The organism is Nitratireductor sp. B36 (assembly GCF_020833685.1).
Lineage (GTDB): Bacteria > Pseudomonadota > Alphaproteobacteria > Rhizobiales > Rhizobiaceae > Nitratireductor.
Genome location: NZ_JACKZY010000003.1, coordinates 76,271 through 93,548, shown reverse-complemented (window position 1 = coordinate 93,548; position 17,278 = coordinate 76,271). Strand labels below are relative to the sequence as shown.

The 17,278-nt window shown below is 61.3% G+C and carries 18 protein-coding genes; 5 read left to right on the top strand and 13 right to left on the bottom strand.

Annotated features, from left to right (window positions below; all coding sequences use genetic code 11):
* Nucleotides 1–10: 10 nt before the first annotated feature.
* A complete protein-coding gene (gene ubiE, locus H7H48_RS12115; protein WP_229450065.1) occupies nt 11–787 on the bottom strand; it encodes a bifunctional demethylmenaquinone methyltransferase/2-methoxy-6-polyprenyl-1,4-benzoquinol methylase UbiE in 777 nt (258 codons plus the stop codon).
* 108 nt (nt 788–895) lie between these two features.
* Here ubiE and H7H48_RS12110 point away from each other — a divergent pair, with 108 nt between their 5' ends.
* From H7H48_RS12110 to H7H48_RS12100, 3 genes are all read left to right on the top strand, one after another.
* Nucleotides 896–1,876 (top strand): adenosine deaminase, encoded by a 981-nt coding sequence (locus tag H7H48_RS12110; RefSeq protein ID WP_229449338.1) that lies wholly within the window; start codon nt 896–898, stop codon nt 1,874–1,876.
* A gap of 174 nt (nt 1,877–2,050) precedes the next feature.
* Nucleotides 2,051–2,680 carry a uracil phosphoribosyltransferase gene (gene upp, locus H7H48_RS12105; RefSeq protein ID WP_229449337.1) on the top strand — a complete coding sequence of 210 codons (630 nt, stop codon included), beginning with the start codon at nt 2,051–2,053 and terminating at the stop codon, nt 2,678–2,680.
* Between the two features lie 96 nt (nt 2,681–2,776).
* The gene (locus H7H48_RS12100; protein ID WP_229449336.1) at nt 2,777–3,352 is read left to right on the top strand and encodes a TIGR02281 family clan AA aspartic protease; all 576 of its coding nucleotides are present in this window, start codon (nt 2,777–2,779) and stop codon (nt 3,350–3,352) included.
* Between the two features lie 30 nt (nt 3,353–3,382).
* Here the strand turns inward: H7H48_RS12100 and deoA are convergent, their stop codons facing one another.
* From deoA to H7H48_RS12070, 6 genes are read right to left on the bottom strand one after another with little or no spacing between them, the layout of a single operon-like run.
* A complete protein-coding gene (gene deoA, locus H7H48_RS12095; protein WP_229449335.1) occupies nt 3,383–4,702 on the bottom strand; it encodes a thymidine phosphorylase in 1,320 nt (439 codons plus the stop codon).
* Nucleotides 4,703–4,709: 7 nt separating this feature from the next.
* On the bottom strand, nt 4,710–5,516 hold the full coding sequence (locus H7H48_RS12090) for a purine-nucleoside phosphorylase (protein WP_229449334.1): 807 nt from the start codon (nt 5,514–5,516) through the stop codon (nt 4,710–4,712).
* Nucleotides 5,513–5,908 carry a cytidine deaminase gene (locus H7H48_RS12085; RefSeq protein WP_229449333.1) on the bottom strand — a complete coding sequence of 132 codons (396 nt, stop codon included), beginning with the start codon at nt 5,906–5,908 and terminating at the stop codon, nt 5,513–5,515. Before H7H48_RS12085 ends, H7H48_RS12090 begins: the two co-directional genes overlap by 4 nt.
* Nucleotides 5,908–6,879, bottom strand: a complete 972-nt coding sequence (locus H7H48_RS12080; RefSeq protein WP_229449332.1) for an ABC transporter permease — start codon at nt 6,877–6,879, stop codon at nt 5,908–5,910. The genes H7H48_RS12085 and H7H48_RS12080 overlap by 1 nt, the downstream gene beginning before the upstream one ends.
* 1 nt (nt 6,880) lies before the next feature.
* Nucleotides 6,881–8,020, bottom strand: a complete 1,140-nt coding sequence (locus H7H48_RS12075) for an ABC transporter permease (protein WP_229449331.1) — start codon at nt 8,018–8,020, stop codon at nt 6,881–6,883.
* Nucleotides 8,017–9,549 (bottom strand): ABC transporter ATP-binding protein, encoded by a 1,533-nt coding sequence (locus tag H7H48_RS12070; protein WP_229449330.1) that lies wholly within the window; start codon nt 9,547–9,549, stop codon nt 8,017–8,019. Before H7H48_RS12070 ends, H7H48_RS12075 begins: the two co-directional genes overlap by 4 nt.
* Before the next feature lie 194 nt (nt 9,550–9,743).
* Between H7H48_RS12070 and H7H48_RS12065 the strand changes: the two genes are divergently transcribed.
* On the top strand, nt 9,744–9,947 hold the full coding sequence (locus H7H48_RS12065) for a SlyX family protein (protein WP_025031126.1): 204 nt from the start codon (nt 9,744–9,746) through the stop codon (nt 9,945–9,947).
* Nucleotides 9,948–10,115: 168 nt separating this feature from the next.
* On the opposite strand, the gene H7H48_RS12060 is transcribed toward H7H48_RS12065, so the two are convergent.
* Together H7H48_RS12060 and H7H48_RS12055 are read right to left on the bottom strand one after the other, a co-directional pair.
* Nucleotides 10,116–10,955 (bottom strand): alpha/beta fold hydrolase, encoded by an 840-nt coding sequence (locus tag H7H48_RS12060; protein WP_229449329.1) that lies wholly within the window; start codon nt 10,953–10,955, stop codon nt 10,116–10,118.
* Between the two features lie 143 nt (nt 10,956–11,098).
* Entirely contained in the window at nt 11,099–11,662 is a 564-nt protein-coding gene (locus H7H48_RS12055; protein ID WP_229449328.1) for a TetR/AcrR family transcriptional regulator, read from the bottom strand.
* A 434-nt stretch (nt 11,663–12,096) separates the two neighbouring features.
* On the opposite strand from H7H48_RS12055, the gene H7H48_RS20170 reads away from it, so the two are divergent.
* Nucleotides 12,097–12,390: a nuclear transport factor 2 family protein gene (locus tag H7H48_RS20170; RefSeq protein ID WP_370633400.1), complete on the top strand. Its 294-nt coding sequence runs from the start codon at nt 12,097–12,099 to the stop codon at nt 12,388–12,390.
* A gap of 236 nt (nt 12,391–12,626) precedes the next feature.
* On the opposite strand, the gene rpsA is transcribed toward H7H48_RS20170, so the two are convergent.
* From rpsA to aroA, 4 genes are all read right to left on the bottom strand, one after another.
* Nucleotides 12,627–14,333 (bottom strand): 30S ribosomal protein S1, encoded by a 1,707-nt coding sequence (rpsA, locus tag H7H48_RS12050; protein WP_229449327.1) that lies wholly within the window; start codon nt 14,331–14,333, stop codon nt 12,627–12,629.
* Between the two features lie 163 nt (nt 14,334–14,496).
* The gene (gene cmk, locus H7H48_RS12045) at nt 14,497–15,147 is read right to left on the bottom strand and encodes a (d)CMP kinase (protein WP_229449326.1); all 651 of its coding nucleotides are present in this window, start codon (nt 15,145–15,147) and stop codon (nt 14,497–14,499) included.
* A gap of 4 nt (nt 15,148–15,151) precedes the next feature.
* Nucleotides 15,152–15,856 (bottom strand): SDR family oxidoreductase, encoded by a 705-nt coding sequence (locus H7H48_RS12040; RefSeq protein WP_229449325.1) that lies wholly within the window; start codon nt 15,854–15,856, stop codon nt 15,152–15,154.
* 27 nt (nt 15,857–15,883) lie between these two features.
* Nucleotides 15,884–17,221, bottom strand: coding sequence for a 3-phosphoshikimate 1-carboxyvinyltransferase (gene aroA, locus H7H48_RS12035; protein WP_229449324.1), 1,338 nt, complete (start codon nt 17,219–17,221; stop codon nt 15,884–15,886).
* Nucleotides 17,222–17,278: the final 57 nt, after the last annotated feature.

The following is a 17,278-nucleotide window of genomic DNA, read 5'->3' as shown; positions in this document are numbered from 1 at the left end:
ATATACGCCGTCAAATCTTCCAGCCGGAGTGCAGGGCGGCGATCCCGCCAGTATAATTGCGCCATGTCACGCGCGAGAATCCTGCATTGGTGATCATGGCGGCAAAATTCTGCTGATTGGGAAATTTGCGTATGGATTCAATCAGATACCGATACGGTTCACCATCGCCCGTCACCGCTTGCCCGATGCGCGGAATGGCATGGAAGGACCAGTTTTCGTAGATCTTGTCGAGCAACGGCATTTCGACTTCCGAAAACTCAAGGCACAGAAAGCGCCCGCCGGGTTTCAGGACGCGAAAGGCTTCGTCCAGTGCCCGGTCGATATGCGGGACATTGCGAATGCCAAACGCAATCGTATAGGCATCAAAGCTGCTGTTCTCGAAAGGCAGGTCTTCCGCGTTGGCCTCGACGAAAGTCAGGTTTTCGGCAATGCCTCTCTTTTCGGCGCGTTCACGTCCGACTTCCAGCATGGAGCCATTGATGTCGAGCACTGTCACGTCAGCGTTGCGGCGTGACGCCTCAACGATGCGGAAGGCAATGTCTCCTGTACCACCCGCCACATCCAGCGCGCGATAGCCCGGCTTTTTCGAAGGTGCGAGCCACGAAATCATGGCGTCCTTCCAGGCGCGATGCAGCCCGGCGGACATCAGGTCGTTCATCACGTCGTAGCGTTTTGCAACGCGGTGGAACACCGTGTTGACCAGACCCTGCTTCTCGTTCTCGTCCACCTGACGAAAACCGTAGGCCGTCTCCATGCCGCCCTGGGCGGTGGTACGTTGATCTGACATCATCACCCTTTCGAAATCGCCGGGACCATAGCTCATTGCCGCTTCTGGCGCTATTGTCAAAAGCGCGATGAACAGCCGCGCCCGCGGCCTGGTTAACACGGAGCGCATATGGTCCTCAAAGCCGAGCTTCACTGTCATATCGAGGGCGCCGCCTCGCCTGAACTCGTTCTTTCCCAGGCCCGCAAATATGGCGTCGATACATCCGATTTTCTTCGAGGTGGGGCTTATCACTGGCACGATTTTACAAGCTTTCTGTCAGCCTACGATGCCGCGGCGAGCCTGTTCCGCAGTGAGGAGGATTATGCGCTTCTGGCTGAGGATTATCTGACAGGCCTGGCAGGCGAGGATGCAATTTACTCGGAGATATTCACTTCGCCCGATCACGCCGAACGCGCAGGCTTGTCCCGCATGGCTTATACAAATGCCCTCGGCGAGGGGATTGAGCGGGCGCGGACGAAAACCGGTATCGAAGGCCGGATTATCGTAACGGGCGTGCGCCATTTCGGAGCGAGTGCGGTCGAGGATGCGGCCAGGTTTGCTGCCGCTTGCGGACATCCGCTGGTGACCGGCTTCGGGATGGCCGGTGATGAGCGCTTCGGCAATGTGCGTGACTACGAAAAGGCCTTCGAGATCGCCCGCGAGGCGGGGCTCGGGCTGACCGTCCATGCCGGGGAATTCGGCGGCTGGGAGAGCGTGGAAGCAGCGTTGAACCACATACGTCCCACGCGCATCGGCCATGGTGTTCGCGCGATCGAAAATCCCGATCTGGTACACCGGCTCGTAGAGGAAAATGTGGTGCTGGAAGTGTGCCCGGTCTCAAACATCGTGTTGAACGTCTACCCGGATTATGCCAGCCATCCGCTCCCAGATTTGCTTGAGGCGGGATGCCGTGTGACGCTCAACTCGGATGATCCGCCGCATTTCCACACGTCTCTCGGTCACGAGTATCACGTGGCACGAGCGCATTTCGGCCTCGATGATGCGATCCTGCATAGCCTGACGCGAACAGCCATCGAGGCGGCTTTTGTCGATGACACCACCCGCAGACGCCTGCGTGACACTCTCGACGCAAAAACTGTGGCTCAATGAGGCTCGCGGTATGCAGAAACGTGTGAGGCGGTTGGATCGCCGTGCGTCCATGCGGGCGCACAATGGACGATCTAAACTATTGATGGAGCATCGGAACAGCCGAAATCCGGATTCCACTTTTCGGTTCGATGCTCTAGTATCGCCAACAAGAAACCAGCATCCGGGGAACATCACATGCAGGGCGTGACTGTCGTTGACCACCCGCTTGTCCAGCACAAGCTCACTATCATGCGTGACAAGGAAACATCGACAGCCGGTTTTCGCCGCCTCCTGCGCGAGATCTCTCTCTTGCTCTGCTACGAGGTCACGCGCGATCTGGAGCTGACAACGAAGCGAATAGAGACGCCTCTTCAGCCCATCGACTCACCAACGCTGGAAGGAAAGAAGCTCGTTTTTGCCTCGGTTCTGCGAGCCGGAAACGGGCTCCTCGACGGCATGCTTGATCTTGTTCCGGCTGCGCGTGTCGCGCATGTGGGCATGTATCGCGATCATGAAACGCTGGAAGCGATCGAGTATTTCTTCAAGGCGCCGAGCGACCTGGGCGACCGGTTGGTGATCGTTGTGGATCCGATGCTGGCGACAGCCAATTCTGCAATCGCCGCGGTCGACAAGCTCAAGGAGCGTGGCGCCACCAATCTGCGCTTCCTGTGCCTCCTGGCAGCGCCGGAAGGTGTCGGGAATTTCCGAAAATCCCATCCGGATGTACCGATTTTCACAGCGTCGATTGACGAGCGTCTGAACGAAAAGGGCTATATTGTCCCTGGCTTGGGTGATGCCGGCGATCGCATGTATGGCACCAAGTAACCTGCACTTAACCAATCGGAATGGTTGTCGCCCTTGTTAAGCGAATGATCGTCGGCAGATCCTATGGTTCTTCCAGCTGCAAACTGGAAGGAACAGATGTTTCGCAAAATGATCATGCTGGGGGTCGTGGCGGGCGCTGCAGGGGGTGTTCCGGCCCTCTATCAAAGCAACCCAGAATTCTACCGGGAGCTGCTGCATGCGGCACTGACTTTGGGCGCCGATGAGGCTCCGCACCAGGTCGCAGTTGCAGGTCCTGCGAAAACGACGTCATCAGTGAGCAGCGAAACGTCGGTTCTTCTGGGCAGGAAAGTCAGCATCACCGCGGATGAGACAGGTCACTATGTGGGGCGGTTCAAGTTGAACGGCCGTGAGCTCGGAGCGATGATTGATACCGGCGCGACCTATGTGGCGATCAACCGCGACACCGCGCGCCGGATCGGGGTTTCTTTGAGCCCGTCTGACTTCAAATATGAAGTGAACACGGCCAACGGCAAGGTGCGTGCTGCAGCGGCCACAATCGACAGTCTTGAGATCGGCCGCATCTATGTGGAAAACGTCGATGCTGTTGTTCTCGACGATCGCGCGTTGAACAAGATCCTGATCGGCATGAGCTTTCTGGATCGTCTATCACGTTTTCAGGTAGAGAATCGGGCTCTGATCCTTGAGCAATAAAAGGATTCTTGAGAGCAGCCCGAAATGTTCTCAAATTTCTGCGGTGACACGCCGCAGGATTGTTTTGCGGGGCCTCGGTTTCGCGTCGGTGATGCTATAGGCGCTGCAGACAAGGCGCGCTGCGCGCCGAGCGCTGTCTTCCGACGATGCATGCACCATGCAGATTGGCTGTCCGCGCTGTGTTGATGCGCCGAGCGGCAGGAGATCGGTGAATCCCACCGAGTGATCGATCACGTCTTCGGAAGAGCGTCTGCCGCCTCCGAGCTCGATCACACCAATGCCAACAGCGCGCGTGTCAATCGCGCTGACGAATCCATCCTGCTCGCAAGGAACGGGAAGGGTGAAAGACGCACGAGTCAGATGTCGCGCGGGATTTTCGACGAAATCGGCCGGGCCGCCAAGGGCGGAGACCATCTGGCCAAACCGCTCTGCAGCGTTTCCACTCTCGAGGGCATCATGGGCGCGGTCATAGGCTTCGCGCGTGGTTGCCGCGATGCCGGAGGAGAGGAGCATTTCGCCGGCCAGCGCCAGCGTCACATCCAGAAGCCGCCGGTCGCGTTTTTTGCCCGTGAGGAAATCGACCGCATTCACAACTTCGACCGCATTGCCGGCGGCGGAGGCGAGTGGCTGGCTCATGTCGGTCATGAGCGCGGAGGCTGAAAGCCCGGCTTCGCCCGCAACACGAACCAGATTTTCGGCAAGTTTCCGGGCCGCACGGGCATCGCCCATGAAGGCGCCATTGCCGGATTTCACATCAAGCACAAGCGACGAGAGGCCGGCGGCCAGTTTTTTCGACAGGATGGAGGCGGTGATGAGCGGGATGGATTCCACTGTCCCGGTGACATCGCGCACGGCATAAAAACGCTTGTCGGCGGGTGCGAGATCGCCCGTTTGCCCGATGATCGCACAGCCCACCTTGCGCACCGTTTCGGCAAAGCGCTTCTGGTCTGGCTGGCTCGTGTAACCGGGGATTGAATCCATCTTGTCGAGCGTGCCGCCGGTGTGGCCAAGGCCCCGCCCGGAGATCATCGGCACGAAGGCTCCGCAGGCCGCCACAATGGGGGCGAGCATGAGGGAAACATTGTCGCCCACACCGCCGGTGGAGTGCTTGTCGGTCACGGGGCCGGGCAGGTCCGACCAATCGAGAACGGTGCCTGAATCACGCATGGAGAGCGTGAGGGCCGCGCCCTCGGCTAGATCCATCCCGTTGAGGAAAATGGCCATGGCAAGGGCGGCAATCTGCCCCTCGCTCCATGTCTCATCGGCAAGCCCGGCAGCGAACGCGGCAATCTCATCGCTCGTCAGCGCCTTGCCGTCACGTTTTCTGCGGATGATCTCCTGCGGCAGCATGGCGCGCTCAACCGGCCGGCAGGCCGTCGGCACACAACTGGCCGAGGATGGTGGCGAGGCGCTGCCCGCCGATGGGCGCCATGTCCTTGGTTTCCTGATGGGAGAGTTCGCCCGCACTCATGCCGGCACCGAGATTGGTGATGACAGAGCAGGCGGCGACACGAAGCCCGAAATAGCGCGCGAGAATGACTTCGGGCACGGTCGACATGCCGACCGCATCGGCACCCAGGGTGCGCGCCATGCGGATTTCTGCCGGGGTTTCGAAGGTGGGGCCGGAGAACCACATATAGACGCCCTTGTGCAATTGTGTGCCTGTTTCCTGGGCCGCCTGCTCAAGGCTCTTGCGCAGGCCCGCATCATAGGCCTCGCTCATGCCGACAAAACGACGGTCGCTGCCTTCGCCGATCAGCGGGTTGGCGCCCGAGAAATTGATGTGATCCTCGATCAGCATGACAGAGCCGGGCGGCATGTCCTCGCGCAGGGAGCCGGCGGCATTGGTGAGGATGAGCTGCGTGATGCCTATGCCCCATAAGGTCTCAAGCGCCGGGCGCATGGCGGCGGGATCGCCGTGCTCATAGTAGTGCGCGCGGCCTGCGAGCATCAGGACCGGTGTGCCGGCAAGCCGCCCCGCAACAATCTCACCCGCATGGCCGGTGACGCCGCTTTGCGGAAAGCCCGGTAATTCGGAATAGGGGATACGCACGGCATCCTCGACATCGTTGACGAGCCCGCCGAGCCCGGAGCCCAGCACCAGCGCAAGCTGCGGGGCAAGCCCATTGAGCCGCTCCGTCAGACGATCGACAGCCTGCTTCATTTTCCATCCTCAAAACTGAAACCGCGTGGAAAGACCGCAGAAAACGGCACCGTTTCCAGAACGCCGTTGGTGTCGCACAGATGCAGCACCGCATCTTCCGTGGCGAATTCCGCCAGCCGCTGCCGGCAGCCGCCGCAAGGCATGATCTTCGGCATCTTCTCCGCCACCACGGCGATCTCCGTCACGCGGCCGCCGCCCGCCATGACGAGATGGCCGAGCGCGGTGGTCTCCGCACACCAACCTTCGGGATAGGAGGCGTTTTCGATGTTGCAGCCGGCATGGATCGCGCCCGTCTCGGTCCTGACCGCGGCCCCAACGGGAAAGCGAGAATAGGGGGCATAGGCGTTTTTCATGGCCGCACTGGCGGCGGAAAACAGGTCTTCGGCGCTCATCACCGCTCCTTCACATAGGGCACGCCACCGGCGCGCGGCGGCACCGCCTTGCCGATAAAGCCGGCCAGAAGCACCACGGTGAGGATATAGGGCAGGGCCTGCATGAACTGCACCGGCACCTGGCCGACAAGCGGCAGGGGCGTGCCCTGGATGCGGATCGCGAACGCATCGAGAAAGCCGAACAGGAGGCAGGCGAACATCACCGGCACGGGCTTCCACTTGGCGAAGATGAGGGCTGCCAGCGCGATGAAGCCGCGGCCTGCCGTCATGTCCTTCACGAAGCCGGCATTCTGCGCCAGCGACAGATAAGTGCCGGCCATGCCGGTGAGAATGCCGGTGCAGATGACGGCACGATAGCGCAGCCAAGACACGGAGACGCCTGCCGTGTCGACCGCCGCCGGGTTTTCGCCCACCGCCCGCAGCCTGAGGCCGAAACGGGTGCGGAAGAGCACCCACCAGGTGAAGGGCACCAGCAGGAAGGCAGCGTAGGTGAGCAGCGAATGTCCGGAGATGAGCTCGGAGTAGATCTCGCCCAGAATGGGCACATCGCGCACCGCCTCGGCAAAGGGCAGCTCGATCGCGCCAAACCGGGCATCGCCCGGCAGCGAGGGGGTGCGCCCGCCCTGCCGGAACCATGCCTGCCCGAGAATGATGGTGGAGCCGGCGGCAATGAAGTTGATGGCGACGCCCGAGACGATCTGGTTGCCGCGATTGGTGATGGAGGCGAAGCCATGCACGAGCGCCAGGAAGACCGAGATCAGCATCGCCGCGCCAAGGCCTGCCCAGGCGGAGCCGGTGACGGCCGCCGCCGCGCCGGCAGCAAATGCGCCGGCCAGCATCTTGCCCTCAAGGCCGATATCGAACACGCCCGACCGCTCCGAATAAAGCCCGGCGAGCGCCGCCAGAAGCAGCGGGATGGACAGCCGCACGGTAGAATCGAGAACGAGGATCAGGGAATGAAAGAAATCCATATCAGCCACCCTCTCCCTGCTGCGCCTCGACGCCCGCCGAACGCGGGCTGAGGCTGGCAAACAACGCCTGTATCGAGGGCCGGAACATATGCTCCAGCGCGCCGGCAAAGAGGATGACAAGGCCTTGAATGATGACGATCATGTCGCGCGAGATATTGGGCATCTCGAAGGCAAGCTCGGCCCCGCCCTGATAGAGCATGCCGAAAAGGATGGCCGCCGGCACGATGCCTGCCGGATGGGAGCGCCCCATCAGCGCCACCGCGATGCCGACAAAGCCCGCGCCGGTGACGAAATCGATCTGCAAACGGTTCTGGTCGCCCATCACCGGGTTGAGCGCCATCATGCCGGCAAGTGCGCCGGAGATGAGCATGGTGATGATGATGATCTTCGTTTCGCTGACGCCGGCATAGCGCGCCGCCTTGGGGCTGAAACCGCGCATGCGGATCTCATAGCCGAGCCGCGTGCGCCAGATCAGCACCCAGACGAGAAACGCCGCCAGAAGCGCCAGCAGGAAGGAGAGGTTGAACGGTGCGGAGCGGATGGAAAAGCCCATCGCCTCCAGCACCCAGTTGAGCTTGGGCAGTTGTCCGCCTTCGAGAAAATTGCGGGTCTGCGGGGCCTGCGCGCCGGCGGGCTTGAGCACATTCACCAGCAGATAGACCATCAGGCTTGCGGCAATGAAATTGAACATGATCGTCGTGATGACGATGTGCGATCCGCGCCTTGCCTGGAAATAGGCCGGGATGAAGGCCCACGCCGCGCCGAACAGCGCCGCGCCCAGAATGGCCAGCGGAAACACCACCCACCAGGGCAGAATGCTGTCGAAGGCGAGGCACACCACCGCCACGCCCAGCCCGCCCACATAGGCCTGCCCCTCGCCGCCAATGTTGAACAGGCTGCAATGGAAGGCAACGGCGACGGCAAGCCCTGTGAAGATGAAGCTCGTCGCGTAATAGAGCGTGTAGGCGATGTTCTGCCCGCGGCCCAGCGCCCCTTCCACCAGAATGGCGGCGGCGCGGAACGGGTTTTCCCCCACAAGCATCACCACCAGCCCGGCCACCAGAAAGGCGACGGCGAGATTGATGAGCGGGATCAGCCCGTAATCGGCCCAAGCGGGCAGTTTCGCATAAGGCGCACTCATTCCGCCGCCTCCTTTTCCTCGACGCCGGCCATGAGCAGGCCGAGTTCGCCTTCGCTGGCTTCGGGCCCGCGCTCGCCCACCACGCGGCCGGCGAACATGACCAGGATGCGGTCGGAGAGCGAGCGGATTTCATCGAGTTCCACCGAGACCAGAAGCACTGCCTTGCCCTGATCGCGCATGTCGATCAACCGTTTGTGGATGAACTCGATGGCGCCCACATCAACGCCGCGCGTTGGCTGGCCGACGATCAGCACCTTCGGGTCCTGTTCCATTTCGCGCGCCAGCACGATCTTCTGCTGATTGCCGCCGGAGAAGTTCGCCGTCTTCAGCCGGCAGTCGGGCGGGCGAATGTCGTATTTCTCGATCTTCTCGCGCGCATCGGCGCGGATCGCCTCGATGTTGAGGAAGGGGCCGTTGAGGTATTTCGCCTGCCGGTGATAGCCGAGCATGGCGTTCTCGTTTTCCTCGAACGGCAGAACGAGCCCCACATGGTGCCGGTCTTCGGGCACATGGGCCATGCCGCGCGCGCGCAGGTCTGCGGGGTCTGCCGCGCCTGTCAGGTCCACCGGCTCGCCATCCAGCGTCACCGTGCCGGAAATGGCCTTGCGCACGCCGGTGATGGCATCGAGAAGCTGGGATTGCCCATTGCCCGCCACGCCGGCAATGCCGACGATCTCGCCCGCGCGCACGTCCAGCGATACATTGTCGACCATGGTGACGCCGCGCGAATCCTTCACGGTGAGATTGCGCACCGAAAGCAGCACCTCGCCGGGGCTTGCCTCGCCCTTTTCCACCTGAAGCAGAACGCGCCTGCCCACCATCAGCTCGGCCAGCTCCTCCACGCTTGTCTCGGCGGTCTTCCGGGTCGCCACCATCGTGCCCTGCCGCATGACCGAGACATTGTCGGTGATCGCCATGATCTCGCGCAGCTTGTGGGTGATGAGGATGATGGTTTTTCCCTCTTCCTTGAGCTGTTCGAGAATGCGGAAAAGGTGGTCCGCCTCTGCCGGCGTCAAGACGCCGGTCGGCTCGTCGAGGATGAGAATGTCGGCGCCGCGATAGAGCGCCTTGAGGATTTCCACCCGCTGCTGCAGGCCCACCGGCAGATCCTCGATAATGGCGTCGGGGTCCACTTCCAGCCCATAGTCGCGCTCCAGCCGCTCCAGCTCCGAGCGCGCCCTGGCGATGGAGGTGTTGAGCAGCGCCTCGCCTTCGGCACCGAGGATCACGTTTTCCAGCACGGAAAAATTCTGCACCAGCATGAAGTGCTGATGCACCATGCCGATACCCAGCGCGATGGCGTCGCTCGGCGTGTTGATCGCGGCCTTCTTGCCACTCACGTCGATCCGCCCGCGATCGGCCTGGTAAAAGCCGTAGAGGATCGACATCAGGGTCGATTTCCCGGCCCCGTTTTCGCCGATAATGCCGTGGATCGTCCCGGCCTCGATTTTCAGATCGATGTTGCGGTTTGCATGAACCGCGCCAAAGCTCTTGCTGATGCCCTTGAGCTCGATTGCCGTTTCAGCCATCGGCGGCCCGCTTCCCCGTTTTTATCGTTTGGTCAAATTCCTATCACGCGGGCCCGCCGCCTGCCAACCGGTGCGGGAGGGCATGGCGTGAGGCAGCCCGGGCGAAAGGCACCTCAGGCACTCTCGACAAATCAGGCCTTGCTTGTCAATTTCCGCAGGCGAGAATGCACCGAAACCGCAGAAAGAAGCGCGCCATGAGCGAAGACCGCATCACGAAGCTGGAAATCCTGGCCGCCGAGCAGGAAAAGACCATCGAAGAGCTTTCCGCCGAGTTGACGCGCCAGTGGCGCGAGACGGAAGCGCTGAAGAAAAAGCTCGAACGGCTTTCGGAGCGTTTCATGGAGCTGGAAGAGCAGACAGCAGGCGATGTGCCCGTGACCAAGCCGCCGCATTGGTGAGAGGGGGTGAAGGTAAGGTGCGTCGCGTGCCAGCGTGCCCGCTTTCGAGCTTATAGCGCCCACTCAAACCTTATAGCAGTGAACGTCTGCTCTGAGCCCGAAATGATCATGTTTGGATATGCAGCTAATGGCTGCTTGCCAGCCCCCTGATGAACGTCAAAGGCGATCTTAGTGCTTGAGGCTGCCCGCAATCTGCTCAGCAATGGCCTCAACCCTGCACAGAGGCAGTTCATGCGCGACGCCATCCATGACGATCAGCTTGGATCCTGCGATACCCGCAGCGAGCGCTTCACCATTTTCAACGGGCAGGATAGGATCCTCCGCACCGTGAATGATCAGAACCGGAACGCTGATGTCACGAAAACGGCCAGTCCAGTCATGCCGCGTGGTGAGCGTGGCATGATTGAACATACTGGCAGGGCTGGAAGTGCGCGCAAGTATCTGTGCGATGCGACGGCGCATATAGGGTTCGTTAAAATTCTGACCCGAACCGGCGCTTAGCTGTTCGTTGCCTAGCAAGAACTCCGTCGTCTCAGCCGTGTTCGCCCAGTTCAAGGAAGCCAATTTGCCAAAATGATCGAGAAATTCCTGGGATATGCCAGGCAAGGCGGGTCCGTCCCAGCCAAGTGGCTCCGAAGCAAGAAGCGTCAACGAGCGGACGCGATCAGGAACTGTCAGGGCAACGATCTGCGAGATGTAGCCGCCCAAGGACATTCCCAAGAGGTGGGCGCTGTCCAGACCGTAGCTGTCCATAACCCCGACTACATCCGCTGCCATGTCTTCCACCGCATAGCGCGCCTCGCCGGGCTGCACGGTTGTCGATTGTCCGGTATCGCGATGATCAAACCGGATGACGTAAAACCCGCGGTTCGCAAGGGCATCGCAAAGTTCATCCGGCCACCCCAGCATGGAAGCCGTCGCGCCCATCACCATAATCAGAGCAGGGTCGTCAGGTGAGCCGAAGGCTTGTGTGGCAATTCGGATGCCCTGTGTCTCGATCATCTTCATATTTTGCTGCCCATTCATTTTGGCGAAGGTGGCCTGCGGCACTGCCACCAAAGCAGCTAGCCCACCAAGAAACTCTCGGCGATGCATGTCGGGGTTCCGATATATATAACCTACATGTCGGTTATATATTGGTGTGACCAAGGCTATGTCAAGTCTTGTTGCCTGAGGTTGTCGACCGCCCACCAAAGCCTGCGAAGGACGAATTCGGACAAACCTTGGGCTCCGTCAGTGACAACCCATTGCATTGTGGCTCCTGCAATGATGGCATGAAGGTGCTTTGCTATTTCGAGCGGTTCCGCACTGTTTGGAAGCCGGGCAGCAATGGCCTCCTGGACAAGGGCATATCTTTGGTGAGCCAGCGATCGCAAGCTGGGGTCACGCGACTCGAAAGCTGCGATTTGGACACGGGCAAAAAAACCATCTCCTTTTCCCATGCTGCAGACGATCGTTTCGAGAAATTGCCAAAGTGCGTCAGGGCCTTCGACTACCGAAAGTCCGTCGAGCCATGAACGGGTCGCCTCGAGCTCTTGCTCGGCAATTTTTCGCAGGATCGAATCTCGATCACCGAATCTCTGGATTAAAGTCGCACGGGAGAGGCCCACATGCCGTGCTATGTCCGACAAGGTGAAGACCATGCCGCGGCTTACCAAGACATCCAGAGCGGCCCCGAGAACTTCCTCATCAGATACGGTCTTGGGGCGGGGCATGTTTTCTCCGGACGTCCTGCTTCTCGTTGATGTTGGCGGGCAAATTTGGCTCTGAATAGCACAAGGAAACTATCTGAGTTTTGCGTGAGATACCACATTCTACGGAAGCCTTCCTTTGTGCGAGTCAGGCCAAAACAGAGATTGGCGGCTCGCGGTTGCAGGAGGCAACGTTCGCGGTGCCGCCTTCCGCTGTTGCTGCTTGATCGTCCCCCTCAAGCTTTAGACAAACCTGACCGCGCGCGCCGATAGAAGCCTTTTCCTGAAAGCGAGTTACTGTGGCTTGTTGGTAAGGTGGGATGGCCACTTAGAGCCCGCTTTGACCCTCAGAAAATCGGTCGTATGTTGAGAATGAACCAAGCAGGGAGGCGACGTTGATCCAAGTGCAAGGCAGCAAGGACTGTGGCAATTCACCGAAGAACAAGTTCGCTCAGGATATGGCGGTCGCTATGGAATGCGGTGACGCTGAGCCGAGCGCGTTCAGCGAAGACGTGATCTGGGAGAATCCCTCAACCGAGCCAATCTCGGGAAAGAGTGCGGTTCTTAAGCATCTTGGAAATCGGCCGAGACCAAGCTCTGTCACTGTCCAGCACGCGATTTCGCATGGCAAGGTCGGTGCTGCGAGCGGAGAGGTGATATTCGCGAACGGGCAGACTCGACGCTTCTGCCATGTGTTCGACTTCACAAGTGCCAAGGCCAACTGCGTCGCCGTCGTCAGAAGCTACAGCTGAACGCGCCAGTGTCCGCTCTGTCCGCATAGCTGCCAGATATTTTCTATCATCCGGTTGACCGGTTTTCATCCCTAATCAGACATATTGTCTGACACAGCAAACGGTAGCCGCTAGAATCGTCAAAGCTGAATACGCCTCCTGATCTAAGGCCGCGCACAACCCTCCCCCCAATCAAAAAACCCCGCCGGATCGCTCCGGCGGGGTCTTTGTTTGTACGTCGATAAAGCCGTAGAGGCTTATTCGTCGTCGCCGCCCTTGTTCTTCAGGGCTGCGCCGAGGATGTCGCCGAGGGAGGCGCCGGAGTCGGTGGAACCGAACTGTGCCACGGCTTCCTTCTCTTCCGCGATCTCCAGAGCCTTGATCGAGACGCTGATGCGGCGGGTCTTCTTGTCGAAGACGGTGACGCGGGCGTCCACCTTCTGGCCGACGGAGAAGCGCTCGGGGCGCTGCTCGGCGCGGTCACGCGACAGGTCGGAGCGCTTGATGAAGCTTTCGACATCGTGATCGACCAGGCGAACCTCAAGGCCACCGTCCTTCACGTCGGTCACTTCACAGGTCACCACGGCACCCTTGCGCAGCTCGCCGGAAGCGGCGGCCTCGCCAATGGCGTCATGGCCAAGCTGCTTGATGCCGAGGGAGATGCGCTCTTTCTCGACGTCCACGTCGAGAACCTGCGCCTTCACCATGTCGCCACGGTTGTACTCCTCGATCACCTGCTCGCCCGGACGGTTCCAGTCGAGATCGGAGAGGTGAACCATGCCGTCCACATCGCCATCGAGACCGATGAACAGGCCGAACTCGGTCTTGTTCTTGACCTCGCCCTCGACAACGGAGCCGACGGTGTGGTTGCGGGCGAATGCCTCCCACGGGTTCTCGAGCGTCTGCTTGAGACCGAGCGAGATGCGGCGCTTGACCGGATCCACTTCCAGCACCACCACTTCGACTTCCTGCGTGGTGGAGAGGATCTTGCCCGGATGAACGTTCTTCTTCGTCCAGGACATTTCCGAAACGTGGATCAGGCCTTCGATGCCCGGCTCCAGCTCCACAAACGCACCGTAGTCGGTGATGTTGGTGACGCGGCCCATGACCTTCTTGCCAAGCGGGTACTTGCCGCCGATGCCGTCCCACGGATCGGCCTCGAGCTGCTTCATGCCCAGCGAGATGCGGTGGGTTTCCTGGTTGATGCGGATGATCTGCACCTTGACCGTCTGACCGATGTTGAGGATCTCGGTCGGATGGTTGACACGGCGCCATGCCATGTCGGTGACGTGCAGCAGGCCGTCGATGCCGCCCAGATCCACGAACGCACCGTAATCGGTGATGTTCTTGACCACGCCTTCGACCACCTGACCCTCTTCGAGGTTCTGGACGATCTCGGAGCGCTGCTCGGCGCGGCTCTCTTCGAGAACCGTGCGGCGGGACACGACGATGTTGCCGCGGCGCTTGTCCATCTTGAGGATTTCAAAGGGCTGCGGGGTGTGCATGAGCGGGGTGACGTCGCGGATCGGACGGATGTCCACCTGCGAACGCGGCAGGAAGGCCACGGCGCCGTCCAGATCGACGGTGAAGCCGCCCTTGACCTGGTTGAAGATAAAGCCCTCGACGCGCTCGCCGGCGTTGAACTTCGCTTCCAGCTTGACCCAGCTTTCCTCGCGGCGTGCCTTCTCGCGGCTCAGCATGGCTTCGCCAAGCGCGTTTTCGATGCGCTCGACATAGACTTCGACTTCGTCGCCGACCTTGAGATCGGTTTCCTTGCCCTTCGCGCCGAATTCCTTGAGCGGCACGCGGCCCTCGACCTTGAGGCCGACATCAACGATCGCCATGTCTTTTTCGATGGCGGTGACGAGGCCCTTTACGACGGAGCCTTCGGCGGCGTCGCGTTCGGTGAAGGATTCTGCGAGAAGGCTCGCGAAATCATCGCGAGACGGATTGAGTTCTGACATTGATGCTCCTGAAAAGCCCCTGTCATTGAAGCGGGGCAAAAGCGCCGGTGGTTCGTGTTGCGTTTGTCCGTTCATGCATCCGAGCGGATCGCTCTCAAGGCCGCGTGAAGCGGCAGATCCGGCGCAAAGAATGCGTGGCAGACGGTTCTTTCAGTTCAGACTTTCAGTTCTCGTTCCGGGCTGCCAGTCTGGCATCCACCAGTTTGCAGGCCGCCTGGAACGCCGTCTCTATATCCATTTCGCTCGTATCGAGCAAGTGCGCATCGTCTGCCGGCCTTAACGGACTGTCCTCCCGGCCCATGTCGCGGGCGTCGCGCCGCTCGATATCGGCGAGGATCTGCGCATAGTCGGCGCTGCCGCCACCGGCCTCGATCTCGCGCCATCGGCGCGTGGCGCGCACCTCGGCGCTTGCGATCACATAGAGCTTCACATCGGCATCGGGGCACACCACCGTGCCGATGTCGCGCCCGTCCAGCACGGCGCCCGGCGGGGCGCTCGCAAAGGCGCGCTGCTTGTCCACCAGTGCCCTGCGCACTTCGGGCATGACCGCCACTTTCGAGGCGGCCTCGCCGATGCCGTGTTGGGAAAGCACGGTACGGTCGAGCGCGCCTAGATCGAGCGCGCGCGCGGCCCTTTCGGCAATCGCCTTGTCGTCGAGCGGCTGGCCGGCCTCGATCAGCGCCTTTGCAACACCGCGATAGGTGAGCCCGGTGTCGAGATGGCGCAGGCCGTAATGCGCCGCCAGCCGGCGCGCGAGCGTGCCCTTGCCGGAGGCGGCCGGCCCGTCGATGGCGATGGTCAATCTTCCGTCCATGTCGTCAGACCGAGCGCGTGATGCCGCCATCGATGCGGATGTTCTGGCCGGTGATGTAGCTGGATTTCTCGTCGGCAAGAAAGGCGATGAGCTCGGCCACCTCTTCCACCGTGCCATAGCGGCCCATGGGAATGCGCGCGCGGCGGTCTTCCTTTTCCGGCAGGGAATCGATGAAGCCCGGCAGCACATTGTTCATGCGCAGGCCCTCGGCCGCATATTTGTCGCAAAAGAGCTTGGTGAAGGCGGCAAGCCCCGCGCGGAACACGCCGGAGGTCGGAAAGGCCGCTTCCGGCTCGAAGGTGGCATAGGTGGAGATGTTGACGATGGCGCCCGATTTCTGCGCCTGCATGATGGGTGTGACGAGCCGTGTGGCGCGCACAACGTTAAGCAGGTAGACCTCCATGCCCTGGTGCCAGTCCGCGTCGGACATGTCGAGCACATCGCCCTTGGGCCCGTGGCCGGCGCCGTTCACCAGAGCGTCGATGCGGCCGAAACGCTCCATCGTTGCGTCGGTGAAGCGCTTGAGATCGTCCGGGGAAAGGTTGGAGCCGGTGAAACCCAGCCCGCCGAGCTCCCTGCCGAGCGCCTCGCCCTTTCCGGACGATGACATGACAGCCACCTCGAAGCCGCTTTTTGCCAGTTTGCGGACCGCTGCGGCGCCCATGCCGCTGCCGCCGCCAATGATCATGGCTACCTTCAGTCCGGTCATTTGCTCTCTCCCATTCCGATCCGGGTGTCAGTCCAGCGTTGCGCCGAGCCGTGTCATGAGCGCGGTAAAATCGGGAAAACTGGTGGCGATCATCGTCTGGTCGTCAATGGTGACCGGCTTTTCGGTCGCCAGCCCCATGACGAGGAAGCTCATGGCGATGCGATGGTCGAGATGCGTCTGGACCGTGCCGCCGCCAAGCCCCTTGCCGCCAGGGCGGCCCGTGACCCTGAGCGAGGCCTCGCCTTCTTCGCACTCGACGCCATTGGCCTTGAGCCCGTCGGCCACGGCGGAAAGCCGGTCGGATTCCTTCACGCGCAGCTCTTCCAGCCCCTGCATCACCGTGTCCCCCTCGGCAAAGGAGGCCGCCACGGCAAGCACGGGATATTCGTCGATCATGGAGGGCGCGCGGTCTTCCGGCACGGTCACGCCCTTGAGTTCGGAACCGCGCACACGCAGATCCGCCACGTCCTCGCCGCCCTCGTTGCGGCGCTCCAGGATTTCGATGTCCGCGCCCATCTCCATGAGTGTGGTGACGAGCCCGGTGCGCGTCGGGTTCATGAGCATGCTCTCGATCACCACGTCCGAGCCCGGCACGATCAGCGCGGCCACCAGCGGGAAGGCGGCCGAAGACGGGTCGGCGGGAACGGCAATGGTCTGGCCGATGAGTTTCGGCTGACCCTCGATGCGGATGTGACGCACACCGTCGGCATCGGTTTCCACCTCAAGCGAGGCACCGAAGCCGGCCAGCATTTTCTCCGTATGGTCGCGGGTGGCCACGGGCTCGATCACTGTGGTCACACCGGCCGTGTTGAGCGCGGCGAGCAGCACTGCCGATTTCACCTGCGCAGACGGCATCGGCACCCGGTAGGAGATGGGCGCTGCATGTTTCGGCCCGCGCAGCGTGATCGGCAGACGGTCGCCCGGCTCGGCGGAAAGCACCTGCAGCCCCATTTCCTTCAAGGGATCCAGCACGCGGCCCATGGGCCGTTTGGAAAGGGACGCGTCGCCGATGAAGCGTGTCGTCATGTCATAGGAGCCCACAAGACCCATGGTCAGGCGCACGCCGGTGCCGGCATTGCCGAAATCGAGCGGTGCCTCGGGTTCCAGCAGCGCACCATTTCCGGTCCCGTGCGCGATCCATTCATCGCCGCGCTTTTCGATGGTCGCACCCATGGCCTTCATGGCTTCGCCGGTGCGCAGCACGTCTTCGCCTTCCAGGAGGCCGGTAATGCGGGTTTCGCCAGCGGCCAGCCCGCCAAACATCAGCGCCCGGTGCGAAATCGACTTGTCGCCGGGCACGCGGGCCCGGCCCGAAAGGGCGTCTGATTTTCTGGCGCTCATGGGGCGCGGCTCGGTCGTATGCATTCTGTGGTCCCTGATGGTAGGCATTCTGCCAATGGCAGATTATTCGAGGATTTTATC